Source organism: Halomonas sp. H33-56, from assembly GCF_040147035.1.
Lineage (GTDB): Bacteria > Pseudomonadota > Gammaproteobacteria > Pseudomonadales > Halomonadaceae > Halomonas > Halomonas litopenaei.
The window spans coordinates 124,822-137,202 of sequence record NZ_JAMSHP010000001.1 but is presented as its reverse complement, the minus strand read 5'-3'; the positions used below and the strand labels follow the sequence as shown (position 1 = coordinate 137,202).

The window sequence follows — 12,381 nt, the reverse complement described above, 5'->3', positions numbered from 1 at the left end:
CCCGACAACGCCAATACCATACAAAGGGGACTTACATGCAACGCAGCTCAATCGCCAAGGCCATTACCCTCGCCGGTGCCTCCGGTCTACTGCTGGTCGGAGCCCAGGCCCAGGCCCAGGACACCTTCGAGTGGAAGCTGGTCACCTCCTGGCCGAAGAACTTCCCCGGTGTCGGCCAGGGTCCCGAGCGTCTGGCCAAGCTGGTCGAGGAAATGTCCGACGGCCGCCTGACGATCGAGGTGTTCGGTGCCGGCCAGCTGGTACCGGGCTTCGAGGTCTTCGACGCCGTCGCCGAAGGCACCGCCCAGATGGGCCACTCTGCCTCCTACTACTGGAAGGGCAAGGCGCCCGCCGCCCAGTTCTTCGCCGCCGTGCCCTTCGGCATGAACGCCCAGGAAATGAACGCCTGGCTGCACTATGGTGGCGGCCTGGAGCTGTGGAACGAGCTCTACGATGACTTCGGCGTCGAGGTCATGACCGCCGGCGCCTCCGGCGTACAGATGGGCGGCTGGTACAACCAGGAAATCAATTCGGTCGACGACCTGGACGGCCTCAAGATGCGCATGCCGGGCCTCGGTGGTGAGGTCATGAATCGCATGGGCGTGGCCATCGTCAACATGCCCGGCGGCGAGATCTTCACCTCGCTGCAGTCCGGCGCCATCGATGCCACCGAGTGGATCGGCCCGTACAACGACCTGGCCTTCGGCCTGCATCAGGCCGCCGAGTACTACTACTACCCGGGCTGGCATGAGCCGACGGTGATGTTCGAGGCCATCGTCAACGATGAGGCCCTGGCCGAGCTGCCCGCCGACCTTCAGGCGATCCTGCGCACCGCGGTGCGCGACGTGAACCAGGACGTGCTGGACGAGTACACCGCGCGCAACAACGATGCCCTGGCCACCCTGATCAACGAACACGACGTCCAGCTGCGCAAGCTGCCCGACGACGTGCTCGCCCAGGCTCAGGAGATCTCCGCCGAGGTGGTGCAGGAACTGGCTGACTCCAGCGATATCGCCGGTCGCATCTACGAGTCGTACCGCGACTTCCAGGACAAGGTGGTGAACTACCACGCCATCTCCGAGCAGGCCTACTACAACGCCCGCAACCCGGACGGCGGCACCGACTTCGGCCAGGAGTAACCCATCCAGAAGGTGTCGAGCATTGCCGACACAAGCACCCAGGGGCCGCCTCGCGCGGCCCCTGTCCGTTTTCGGGGCACGGGCGGACATCGTGTCGACTCTCGAGCCTTGCTCAAAGCGCTCGCTCTCGAGCAGTGATCAGCCGCAGCTGAAATAGCGTTCGGCAAACCACAGCAGCACCGCGTAGCGCCCGCCCTTGCTGACGACGATCCACAGCGTGGCACGCCACCACGGCAGCCGGGCGATTCCCGCGAGCACCGTCAGCGGATCCCCCACCACCGGCAGCCAGGCCAGCAGCAGACTCGCTTCTCCGCCCTTGCGATACCAGCGCTGGGCTCGTGCCAGTCCCGCCCGGGAGGCGGGAAACCAGCGACGATCGACATACTGGGTGGCGTAGCGGCCCAGGGCGACATTGACCAGACTGCCCAGGGTATTGCCCAGGGTGGCCACCAGCCACAGCGCCAGCGGCGCTTCGCCCCGGCACCACAGCCCGGCCAGCCATAGCTCGGACCCTCCGGGCAGCAGGGTGGCGCTGGCGAACGCCATGACAAACAGACTCAGCATGATGCGCTCGACATTGGCTCTCTCAGCGCCGCCTCTTGTATTCTGTGTCTTCTGCTGACTTTCGGGTGTCTTTCATGTCCCACGCCGTATCCATCCCTCACACGCTGACCATCGCCGGCTCCGACCCTTCTGGCGGCGCCGGCCTCCAGGGCGACCTCAAGACGCTGTCGGCCCTGGGCACCTACGCCACCAACGTCATCACCGCGGTGATCGCGCAGAATACCTGTGGGGTACGCGAGGTGCACCCGGTGGCTGCAGAGAGCATCCGGGTGCAGCTCGATCACCTGCTCGACGACGTGCGCATCGACGCGGTGAAGATCGGCATGGTCGCCAGCCGCGAGGTCGCCGAGACCCTGCGAGAAGCGCTCGAGGCCAGGCGTCCCCGCTGGATCGTGCTCGATCCGGTGATGGTAGCCAAGAGCGGCGACATCCTGGTGGATGAGGCCGGGATCAGTGCGGTACGCGATGTGCTGGTGCCGCTGGCCGACGTGATCACCCCCAACCTGCCCGAGGCGGCGGTACTGCTGGGGGTCGAGCCGCCCACCAGCGCCGATGCCATGGAGGCGATGCTGCCCGCGCTCAAGCAACTGTCCGCCCCCTATGTGCTACTCAAGGGTGGCCATCTCGATGGTGACAGCTGTCCCGACCTGCTGGCCTCGCCCGGTGGCGATCGCTGGCTGCCGGCGCCGCGCATCGATACCCAGAACCTGCATGGTACCGGTTGTGCCCTGTCCTCGGCGATCGCCGCCAAGCTGGCCCATCTGCCACAGGACGCCGACGAGGCGCAGGTCATCGACGCCATCGGCGACGCCAAGCGCTGGCTGCACCAGGCGCTCGACGCCAGCCGGCGGCTGTCGGTGGGCCAGGGGCGCGGCCCGGTGCATCACTTCCACGCCTGGTGGTAGCGGCAGGAGCAGTGGCGGGCGATGGCTGGCCGTGAAAGCCACGCCACGCCCAGTCTGATCTGATCCGAGCGCAGGACAGCGCTATCGTGCACTGACAGGGAGTGACGACACCGTCGCTTGCGCGAATCGGCACGTCCGCCCATGCTGAAGGTTCACCCACTGGCGTCGTGAGGGCAGAGCCATGACTCGCACCCTGCTGTTTGCCTGTGACCTGTCGGCAGAAAACCGTTCCGCCTTCGGCCGCGCCATCCGCCTGGCCAACGAGATGGGCGCCCGTCTCGACGTACTGCACGTGCTGGATCCCTATCTGCCCCACCGGGTGCTGCGCGACCTGGAAGGTGCGGTAGTAGATGACATCCACGCCATCGCCACCGACCTGCGCGAGGACTACGCACTGGCCGAACCGCCGCTGCTGGTGCAGACGGTGACCGGCGCCCCCTACGCCGAGATCATCCGTGAGGCCCACGATCGCAACGCCGAGATGATCATCCTCGGCACCCATCGCAAGCGCGGACACCCTGACCTGATCGGCGGTACCACCCTGGCCCGGGTGCTGTTGAGCGCCCCCTGTCCGGTGCTGACCGTCAGCCAGCCCCCCGCAGAGCCGTGGAACGACATCCTGGTCCCGGTGGATTTCTCCCTGACCTGCCGTCGCACCCTGCGCGAGACCCTGCGACACTTTCCGGAATCCCGCCTCGAGTTGCTCCACGCCTGGGACGTGCCGGGCGAGCGCGAACTCGGCTCCGATACTGACTTCGCGCAGTGGCGCGATCGTGAGGTCATCCGACTTAGACAGCAGCTCGAACAGGAGATCGACCACCTGATGGCGGAATTCGATCGGGTGCCGGAGCTGGAACTGGTGCTGGAACAGGGCGACCCCCTGGACGTGTTGATCGCCCATCTGCGCCGTCAGCCTCCCGATCTGCTGGCACTGGGCAACCGCAGTCAGGCGGGCCGACGCAGTCAGATTACCAAGCGTCTTCTGGCGGAGCCCCGTTGCGACATCATGCTGTGCCGCGCCTGGTAGTCACGGGAAGAACGCTCTACAAAAACTGTACATAAGTCATATCTCGCGCCATGATGTGTACAACATCATGTCACGGGAGTTTCATCATGCCTTCGCGACAACCCCGACAGCACCCGCTGGTTCGGCTGCTTGCCGCGGTCAGCCTGATCACCTGTCTGACCCTGACCATGGCCGCGCCCCCCGAGGCCAACGCCCAGACGTCGACGCAGCAGGTCAGCGTCAAGAGCGCTAGCTTTGCCACCCAGATCGACGATGGCCGGCGCTACGAGATGATCGGCCACGGGCTCTTCACCTATCTGGTGTGGGACGCCTACGCCGGCGCCTACTACCAGGCCGCGGGGTACCCGCGCCCCGCTCCCGAGTCCGACGTCCCGCGCCGGCTGGTGCTGCACTACTTCCATGCCATCGAGGCCGACGACTTCGCCAGCACCACCCTCGAGGCCGTGCGCGAGCAGGTCGGTGCCGTGGACTTTCCGTCGATTCGCCGCCCGCTGACCGCGCTGGTCGACAGCTATCGCTCGGTCGCGCCGGGCGACCGCTATTCGCTGACCTGGGATGGCGAGAGCCTGATCCTGGCGCTCAATGGTGCCCCGCTGTACCGCTCCAACGACAAGGCGCTTGCCAACGCCATGTTCGCCATCTGGCTCGGTGAAGATCCCCTGGACCGCGACTTCCGCGACGCTCTGCTGGGGCGCTGACGCCTGGCCAGGCAGGCCCGTGCTAGGCTAGCGGGCCCTGCTGTGTGCAATCCCCCACCTGTTGCCAGAGGAAGCCCTGCATGAAAGCCCTGATCCAACGTGTCCGCCGTGCCAGTGTCGAGGTCGAAGATCGCACCGTCGGCGCCATCGACCACGGCCTGCTGGCCCTGGTCGGGGTGGAAAAAGGCGATGACGAGGCCTCGGCCGACCGCCTGCTGCACAAGCTGCTGCACTATCGCGTGTTCGCCGACGACCAGGACAAGATGAATCTCAATGTGCAGCAGGCCGGCGGTGGCCTCTTGCTGGTGTCCCAGTTCACCCTGGCCGCGGATACCCGCAAGGGGCTGCGTCCCAGCTTCTCCAGCGCGGCGCCACCGGCCGAAGGCGATCGTCTGTTTCACTACCTGCTCGACCAGGCCCGCCAGCGCCATGCGCCGTTGGCCAGCGGCGAGTTCGGCGCCAATATGCAGGTGGCATTGATCAACGACGGGCCGGTGACCTTTCTCCTGGAGAGCTGAGAGCCCCCTCCTGGCGCCGAGCGCCAATAGGCAGCGAACGCGGCGTCGTGCCACCTTTGTGATCTTCAAAAGCCCGATCGCAACGCGATGTCGGCGGGGCGGTAAACCAGGCTGTCTCGTCTCATCCCGTCTCGCCTTGATGTTTATGGAAACATTTACCACAATCACCTGTATACAAAAACAACCGGTGATCGTATCCATGAGCAACGCCCGCTACCCCGTCAGCGTCTCGGTCTTCGACTTCCACGGCCGGCCACCACTGAGCCGTGCCCTGCCACTGTCGCTGCAACACATCCTCGCCATGATCATGGGTACCATCACGGTGCCGATCATCGTCTCCGGTGCCATCGGCGCCTCCACCGCCGAAACCCTGCTGCTGATCCAGATTTCGCTGGTGGCCTCGGCGCTGTCGACGCTGATCCAGCTGTTCGGTGTCTGGCGCTTCGGTGCCCGCCTGCCGACCATCTTCGGTGTCGGCTTTGCCTACGTGCCCACCCTGACCGCCGTGGGCGCCCAGTATGGCCTCGGCGGCATCCTCGGCGCCCAGTTGATCGGCGGCATGGCGATGCTGCTGGTCGGGTTCGGCATCCGCCCGCTGCGTCATCTGTTTCCGCCGGTGGTGGCGGGGGTGGTAGTGTTGGTGATCGGCCTGTCGCTCTACGACATCGCCATCCACTACATGGCCGGGGGCAAGGGGAGCGCCGACTACGGTGGCGGCAGGCAGTGGCTGGTGGCGCTGGTCACTCTGGCCGTGGTGCTGGCGATTTCCCAGTTCGGGCGGGGCTTCATCAAGCTCGCCGCGATCATCTGCGGCATCGTGGTGGGCTACGCGCTGGCACTCGCGCTGGGCATGGTGGACTTCACTGCGGTGCATCAGGCTGCCTGGTTCAGTGCGCCGCGCCCGCTCCCCGTGACGCTCGAATTCGCGCCGGTGGCGATCCTGTCCATGGTGATCATCTGCGTGGTCAATTCGGTGCAGACCATCGGTGATCTATCCGCTACCACCATCGGTGGCATGAATCGCGAGCTGGGCCATCGGGAGCTGTCCGGGGGCTTGCTGGGCAACGGCCTGTGCACTCTGGTCGGTGCCCTGTTCGCGGCACTGCCGACGGCGTCGTTCAGCCAGAACGTCGGTATCGTCGCCATGACCAAGGTCATCAGTCGTTCGGTGCTGGCACTGGCGGCGCTGTTTCTGCTGGCGGCGGGACTGATGCCGAAGTTCGGCGCGCTGATGACCACCATTCCCTATCCGGTGCTCGGTGGCGCCACCATCACGGTGTTCGGCATGATCACCATGACCGGTATCCAGCTGCTGACCCGCGACGAGCTGTCCGGGCGCAACATGACCATCGCCAGCCTGGCGCTGGCGCTGGGCCTCGGGCTCGCCGCGGCGCCGCAGGCCATCGCCGCGCTGCCGGACACGATCGAGATAGCGATCGGTGGATCACCCGTGGTGGTGGCGGCGCTCACCGCCGTGCTGCTCAATCTGCTGCTGCCTCACAAGAGCCTGGCCGATGAGCAGGCCGAGCGCGAGCGGCTGGCCGCGCGCATGGAAGCCAGCGACACGGCTCCCGCAAGCGTGCCCGCCTCATCCCGGTGCGACTCGCAATAGCCGTTCGCCACGCCCACTCGCCCCGGCTATCGGGCGACCCGGCGACCCGAGGCGCTATCGAACCGAGCGTGGCTCAGCCCGAGAGCGCCTCGTTCATTTCCTCGAGCGCCTCTTCGGCGGCGAGCCAGTCGGCCTCCAGCTCCTCGAGGCGCGCCTTGAGCTCGCCCTGGCGCGCCAGACAGTCGGTCAGTTCCTGCTTGCGCGCCGCGTCGGTGTAGAGCTCGGCGTCGCCGAGCTGCGCTTCCACCTCGCCGAGTTCAGCCTGGACCTTCTCCATGGCCTTTTCGGCCTTGTCCCGCTCGCGCTTCAAGGGCCTGAGCTTCTCGCGCAGCTCGGCGGCGGCGCGGCGCGAGGCCTTGCGATCCTCCCGCGGGGCGGCCTGGCCAGCCTCGGCCCTGTCGGCCTTGTCTTCCCTGGCCGCGCGACGGTCGCTTTCCAGGCGTGACTTGAGCCAGGCCCGGTAATCCTCCAGATCGCCATCGAAGGGTTCGACCCGATGGTCGGCGACCTTCCAGAACTCGTCCACGGTGGCCTTGAGCAGGTGGCGGTCGTGGGATACCACGATCACCGTTCCTTCGAACGACGCCAACGCCTCGGTCAGCGCCTCGCGCATCTCCAGGTCCAGGTGGTTGGTCGGCTCGTCGAGCAGCAGCAGGTTGGGCTTCTGCCAGGCAATCAGGGCCAGCGCCAGGCGTGCCTTCTCGCCGCCGGAGAACAGCTCGACCCGGGCAAACACGTCGTCTCCCGGAAAGCCGAAGCCACCCAGGAAGTTGCGGATATCGCTGTCGGCGGCCTGGGGCGACAGGCGTTGAACATGGGTGAAGGGGGTCGCCTTGAGATCGAGCCCTTCGAGCTGGTGCTGGGCGAAGTAGCCCACCGCCAGGTGCTCGCCGGGCACCCGACGGCCAGAGAGCAACGGCAGATCGCCGGTGAGCGACTTGATCAGGGTCGACTTGCCCGCGCCATTGGGACCGAGCAGTCCGATGCGCTGTCCCGGCAGCAGGGTCAGCTTCACGTCGGACAGCTGGGTGCGCTCGCTGCCGTCCTCACGACGATAGCCCAGGCTGGCATCATCGATCACCAGCAGCGGATGAGACGTCTTGTCCGCCGCCGGCAAGGTAAAGTGAAAGGGGGAATCGACGTGGGCCAGGGCGATGTCGCCCATGCGCTCGAGCATCTTCAGTCGGCTCTGGGCCTGGCGCGCCTTGGTCGCCTTGTAGCGAAAGCGGGCGACAAACTTCTCGATTTCCTCGCGACGCGCCTGCTGCTTCTCGGCCTGGGCCTGCTGCAGCGCCAGCTTCTCGGCGCGGGTCCGCTCGAAGGTGGTGTAGTTGCCCCGATAGAGCACCAGGCTGCGACGATCGAAGTGCACGATGTGGTCACACACCGCATCGAGAAAGTCGCGGTCGTGGGAGATCAGCAACAGGGTGCCGGGATAGCGCGTCAGCCACTGCTCTAGCCACAGCAGCGCGTCCAGATCCAGGTGGTTGGTCGGCTCGTCGAGCAGCAGCACGTCGGAGGGCATGAACAGGGTACGCGCCAGGTTGGCTCGCATGCGCCAACCACCGGAGAACGCCGACAGCGGCTTGTCCAGATCGTGCTGGGCGAAGCCCAGCCCGACCAGCAACTGGGCCGCGCGGGCTGGCGCGCTGTAGCCGTCCAGCGCCTCGATGGCGCCGTGAAGTTCGGCCTCGCGGTGGTGGTCGCCGTCGGCCTGGGCAGAGGCGAGGGCTGCCTCGGTGCGCCTTAGTTCCGCGTCCCCGTCGAGCACGTACTCGATGATGGGGCGAGACAGCGCCTCGACTTCCTGCGCCATATGGGCAATGCGCTGGCCGCCACTCATCTCGACCGCGCCCTTGTCGGCGCCGATCTCGCCGAGGATCAGGCCGAACAGACTGGACTTGCCGGCGCCATTGGGGCCCACGATACCGGCCTTGTGGCCGGCGTGCAGGGTCAGGTCGGCACCCTCGAACAACGGCTCGGCGCCGCGTTGCAGGGTTACTTGGCGCAGTGCAATCATCACGGCTCCATCGGGATGAGCCCGCCGGGCCGGGCACCCGCGAGCTTCTCTAATAAAAGAAGGATATCGTCTTGGACCCCGATTCTACCGAATTCACCGCCCGCCTGCGCCCTCGCCTGGCAGCGTCACCGCTATGGGACTTCGCCCTGGCAATCTATGCCCGGCCAGGCGTCGAGCAAGCCTGCCTGACGCTGCAGGATGAGCACGGCTGGGACGTGTGTGAACTGCTGTGGCGTTGCTGGCTGTATCAACAGGGCGCCCAGGCTGGTGCACTGCCGTCGCAGGTCACCGCCTGGCAGCGCGAGGTCACCCAACCGCTGCGCCGACTGCGCAGGGATCTGAAGCCCCAGGCGCAAGCCGACTCGCAGGTGGCGAGCGTTCGCTCGCGGATCAAGCAGGCGGAGCTCGAAGCCGAGCAACAATGCCTGCAGATGCTCATGAAAATTAGCCTGAACGAACTGGCTTTCTCGCCGATACCCGCCAGACTCCAAGGTCTAGAAAATGTGCTGCTTTCTAGCCAACAACGGCAGAAAAAAACGCAACTTATGGCCATAAGAAGCGTGGAAAGCCAGCTTGACCCTCTTCCGGCAGCGCGCTAGCCTGACGTTAACTGCATGAGAATTCCTGCATTTTTTGCATGATCGATCTTGTTCACGCCAATAGCACAAGGTCCGAGATTCCGAAGCGAGACACGAAGCAATACAACAGGCGAGCGCGATCCGCCCATAGCTCCAACACCTGCAGAGGAACCACAAGAATGAAGGCAACACAGCTGCTGACCACCGCCAGCATCGGCGCCCTGATGCTGGGTCTTTCCTCCACCGCCATGGCCGACAACTGGCGCTACGCCCACGAAGAGTACGAGGGCGATGTCCAGGACGTCTTTGCCCAGGCGTTCAAGCAGTACGTCGAGGAGAATTCCGACCATTCCGTCCAGGTCTACCGCTTCGGCGAACTGGGCGAATCCGACGACATCATGGAGCAGACCCAGAACGGCATCCTGCAGTTCGTCAACCAGTCTCCCGGCTTCACCGGCGCGCTGATTCCCGAAGCCCAGATCTTCTTCATTCCCTACCTGCTGCCCACCGACGAAGAAACCGTGCTGAAGTTCTTCGACGAGAGCAAGGCGATCAACGAGATGTTCCCCGAGCTCTACGCCGAGCACGGGCTGAAGCTGATGCAGATGTACCCGGAAGGGGAAATGGTGGTCACCGCCGACGAGCCGATCACCTCGCCGGAGGACTTCGACAACAAGAAGATCCGCACCATGACCAACCCGCTGCTGGCGGAGACCTACGACGCCTTCGGCGCGACCCCCACGCCGCTGCCCTGGGGCGAGGTCTACGGCGGTCTGCAGACCGGCATCATCGACGGTCAGGAAAACCCGATCTTCTGGATCGAGTCCGGCGGTCTGTACGAGGTCTCCCCGAACCTGACCTTCACCGGCCACGGCTGGTTCACCACCGCCATGATGGCCAACCAGGACTTCTATGACGGCCTGTCCGACGAGGACAAGCAACTCGTCCAGGACGCCACCGACTCCGCCTACGACACCACCATCGAGCACATCCAGGGCCTCGCCGAAGAAGCCCTCGGCAAGATCCAGGAAGCGTCTGACGAGGTCACCGTGACTCGCCTGGACGACGAACAGATCCAGGCCTTCAAGGATCGCGCTCCGCAGGTCGAGGAGAAGTTCATCGAGATGACCGGTGAAGGCGGTCAGGAACTGCTCGACCAGTTCAAGGCTGACCTGGAAGCGGTTCAGTCCGGCGAGGAGTAATCCTCGTCTGAGCCATCGCTCCCGAAAGGGGCAGCCCTACCCGGCTGCCCCTTTTGTGTTTCCAGAGCCCTGAATAGCGACCCGACAGTCGCCGCCACGCCAGGCGCGCTGCGTGCATCCAGCGTTGACCAGATGGCTGCGAACCGCGACCCAGAGGGCGTACGCTGCGATACAGGTACGTGCGTTTCTCCCGGAATTCCCGACCAAGGATCCCATCATGACCGAAGAAGAATCCGAACAGCACTACCACTCGGGGTTGCCTGGTTTTCTGGGCACCATCGATACGTGGATCAGCAAGCTGGAAGCCATCATTCTTGCCGTGGGCGTGCTGCTGATGGCGGCCAATACCATCGCCAACGTCATTGGCCGCTTCGTGCTCGGCGAGAGCATCTTCTTCAGCGGCGAGATCAACCGCATTCTGATCATCATGATCACCTTTGCCGGTATCGGCTATGCGGCGCGCCACGGGCGCCATATTCGCATGTCGGCGATCTACGATGCCCTGCCGGTGGGTGGCCGCAAGGCATTGATGATCTTCATTTCCCTGTTTACCTCTCTGGTGATGTTCTTCCTGCTGTACTACTCGGTGATCTACATCGTCGACCTGTATGACAAGGGGCGCATTCTGCCCGCCCTTGGCATCCCGATCTTCTGGATCTACCTGTGGGTACCGCTGGGCTTTCTGATCACCGGTATCCAGTACCTGCTCACCGCCATCAAGAACCTGACCTCCCGCGACGTCTACCTGTCGACCGGCGTGCTGGATGGCTACAAGGATACGGAGACTGAAGTATGAGTGACGCGACGGCGGCAGCAGGAGGACAGCCCCAATGACAACCATAATGGTCACCACCATGATCGCCCTGCTGTTGCTGGGCTTCCCCATGATGATCCCGTTGATCACCGCGGCGGTCATCGGTTTCTTCATGATGTTCAACGGCCTGGACCAGATGGACACGCTGATCCAGCAGATGATGGCGGGCATCCGGCCGGCCTCGCTGATCGCCGTGCCGATGTTCATCCTCGCCGCCGACATCATGACCCGCGGCCAGTCGGCAGAGCGCCTGATCAACATGGTCATGGCCTTCATCGGCCACGTGAAGGGCGGCCTGGCGGTATCCACCGCGGCCTCCTGCACCCTGTTCGGCGCCGTGTCCGGCTCGACCCAGGCCACCGTGGTAGCGGTGGGCTCGCCGCTGCGCCCGCGCATGCTCAAGGCCGGCTACTCCGACTCCTTCACCCTGGCGTTGATCATCAACTCGAGTGACATCGCCTTTCTGATCCCGCCCAGCATCGGCATGATCATCTATGGCGTGATCTCGGGCACCTCCATCGGCGAGCTGTTCATCGCCGGCATCGGGCCAGGCCTGCTGATCCTGCTGATGTTCTCCATCTACTGCGTGCTCTACGCGGTGATCCGCGACGTCCCCACCGAGCCCAAGGCGTCCTGGAGCGAGCGTCTCTCCGCGGTGCGTCAGGCGCTGTGGCCGCTGGGCTTCCCGGTGATCATCGTCGGCGGCATCTACGGCGGCATCTTCAGCCCCACCGAGGCCGCCGCGGCCTGCGTGCTGTACGCGGTGCTGCTGGAGTTCGTGGTGTTCCGATCGCTGAAGATGAACGACATCTACGCCATCGCCAAGTCCACCGGCCTGATCACCGCGGTGGTGTTCATCCTGGTCGCCGTGGGCAACGGCTTCTCGTGGATCATCTCCTTCGCCCAGATTCCGCAGGCCATGCTCGAGGCGGCCGGGATCAACGAAGCGGGTCCCACGGGTGTGCTGATCGCCATCTGCATCGCCTTCTTCGTCGCCTGCATGTTCGTCGACCCGATCGTGGTCATCCTGGTGCTGACGCCGATCTTCGCGCCGGCCATCGAGGCCACCGGACTCGACCCGGTGCTGGTGGGTATCCTGATCACTCTGCAAGTGGCCATCGGCTCGGCGACGCCACCCTTCGGCTGCGACATCTTCACCGCCATCGCGATCTTCAAGCGGCCCTATCTGGACGTGATCAAGGGCACACCTCCGTTCGTGTTCCTGCTGATCCTGGCCGCGGCCCTGCTGATCATGTTCCCGCAGATTGCGTTGTTCCTGCGCGACGTCGCCTTCCGCTAGGCGG

At 64.9% G+C, this 12,381-nt stretch carries 12 protein-coding genes; 10 read left to right on the top strand and 2 right to left on the bottom strand.

The annotated features are described in order from the left end of the window. Positions 1 to 35: 35 nt before the first annotated feature. A complete protein-coding gene (locus tag NFH98_RS00650) occupies positions 36 to 1,139 on the top strand; it encodes a TRAP transporter substrate-binding protein (RefSeq protein ID WP_045993932.1) in 1,104 nt (367 codons plus the stop codon). A 138-nt stretch (positions 1,140 to 1,277) separates the two neighbouring features. On the opposite strand, the gene NFH98_RS00645 is transcribed toward NFH98_RS00650, so the two are convergent. Then, positions 1,278 to 1,703 (bottom strand): YqaA family protein, encoded by a 426-nt coding sequence (locus NFH98_RS00645; RefSeq protein WP_045993931.1) that lies wholly within the window; start codon positions 1,701 to 1,703, stop codon positions 1,278 to 1,280. 74 nt (positions 1,704 to 1,777) lie between these two features. On the opposite strand from NFH98_RS00645, the gene thiD reads away from it, so the two are divergent. From thiD to NFH98_RS00620, 5 genes are all read left to right on the top strand, one after another. Further along, complete coding sequence (thiD, locus tag NFH98_RS00640) at positions 1,778 to 2,608, top strand: bifunctional hydroxymethylpyrimidine kinase/phosphomethylpyrimidine kinase (protein ID WP_124805046.1); 831 nt, start codon at positions 1,778 to 1,780, stop codon at positions 2,606 to 2,608. A gap of 181 nt (positions 2,609 to 2,789) precedes the next feature. Next, positions 2,790 to 3,635: a universal stress protein gene (locus tag NFH98_RS00635; RefSeq protein WP_045993929.1), complete on the top strand. Its 846-nt coding sequence runs from the start codon at positions 2,790 to 2,792 to the stop codon at positions 3,633 to 3,635. Positions 3,636 to 3,721: 86 nt separating this feature from the next. Continuing rightward, positions 3,722 to 4,333 (top strand): chalcone isomerase family protein, encoded by a 612-nt coding sequence (locus NFH98_RS00630; protein WP_348827399.1) that lies wholly within the window; start codon positions 3,722 to 3,724, stop codon positions 4,331 to 4,333. Positions 4,334 to 4,413: 80 nt separating this feature from the next. Then, positions 4,414 to 4,851 (top strand): D-aminoacyl-tRNA deacylase, encoded by a 438-nt coding sequence (gene dtd, locus NFH98_RS00625; protein ID WP_348827398.1) that lies wholly within the window; start codon positions 4,414 to 4,416, stop codon positions 4,849 to 4,851. A 199-nt stretch (positions 4,852 to 5,050) separates the two neighbouring features. Continuing rightward, positions 5,051 to 6,463, top strand: coding sequence for a uracil-xanthine permease family protein (locus NFH98_RS00620; protein WP_349622098.1), 1,413 nt, complete (start codon positions 5,051 to 5,053; stop codon positions 6,461 to 6,463). A 73-nt stretch (positions 6,464 to 6,536) separates the two neighbouring features. On the opposite strand, the gene NFH98_RS00615 is transcribed toward NFH98_RS00620, so the two are convergent. Continuing rightward, positions 6,537 to 8,483: an ATP-binding cassette domain-containing protein gene (locus tag NFH98_RS00615; protein WP_108131872.1), complete on the bottom strand. Its 1,947-nt coding sequence runs from the start codon at positions 8,481 to 8,483 to the stop codon at positions 6,537 to 6,539. A gap of 71 nt (positions 8,484 to 8,554) precedes the next feature. Here NFH98_RS00615 and NFH98_RS00610 point away from each other — a divergent pair, with 71 nt between their 5' ends. The 4 genes from NFH98_RS00610 to NFH98_RS00595 all read left to right on the top strand — a co-directional run bounded on the left by NFH98_RS00610 (position 8,555) and on the right by NFH98_RS00595 (position 12,377). Next, entirely contained in the window at positions 8,555 to 9,082 is a 528-nt protein-coding gene (locus NFH98_RS00610) for a TIGR02444 family protein (protein WP_348827397.1), read from the top strand. Between the two features lie 158 nt (positions 9,083 to 9,240). Then, positions 9,241 to 10,263 carry a TRAP transporter substrate-binding protein gene (locus NFH98_RS00605; protein ID WP_108131873.1) on the top strand — a complete coding sequence of 341 codons (1,023 nt, stop codon included), beginning with the start codon at positions 9,241 to 9,243 and terminating at the stop codon, positions 10,261 to 10,263. Positions 10,264 to 10,480: 217 nt separating this feature from the next. After that, the gene (locus tag NFH98_RS00600) at positions 10,481 to 11,059 is read left to right on the top strand and encodes a TRAP transporter small permease (protein WP_348827396.1); all 579 of its coding nucleotides are present in this window, start codon (positions 10,481 to 10,483) and stop codon (positions 11,057 to 11,059) included. 34 nt (positions 11,060 to 11,093) lie between these two features. Further along, positions 11,094 to 12,377: a TRAP transporter large permease gene (locus NFH98_RS00595; RefSeq protein WP_045993923.1), complete on the top strand. Its 1,284-nt coding sequence runs from the start codon at positions 11,094 to 11,096 to the stop codon at positions 12,375 to 12,377. Positions 12,378 to 12,381: the final 4 nt, after the last annotated feature.